The organism is Actinoplanes subtropicus, from assembly GCF_000721705.1.
GTDB lineage: Bacteria > Actinomycetota > Actinomycetes > Mycobacteriales > Micromonosporaceae > Actinoplanes > Actinoplanes subtropicus.
Genome location: NZ_JOJL01000182.1, coordinates 1 through 262, shown reverse-complemented (window position 1 = coordinate 262; position 262 = coordinate 1). Strand labels below are relative to the sequence as shown.

Annotated in this window: 1 protein-coding gene; it reads left to right on the top strand. The window is 68.7% G+C overall.

Annotation, left to right across the window (positions count from 1 at the left end; translation table 11 throughout):
- Positions 1-262, top strand: a 262-nt coding sequence (locus IH26_RS61870) for a hypothetical protein (protein ID WP_034218353.1), incomplete at both ends; no start/stop codon positions are given.

Below are 262 nucleotides of genomic sequence, written 5' to 3'. Positions count from 1 at the left end.
CACTGCTGTCCGCCCTGACCGTCTTCCGCCTGCTACCCCGCGGGTTCACCAACACCGACCTACGCGCCCACCTGGCACCCCTGCTCGACCAGCCGAACCTGAGCCCCGGCGCGATGACCTACGACCTACGCCGGCTACGCCAGCACGGACTCATCGACCGCATCCCCGGCAGCCACCGCTACCACGTCACCGACCTCGGCTGGCGCACCGCACAACTGTTCACCCGCACCTACACCCGACTCCTAAGACCCGGACTGGCCCA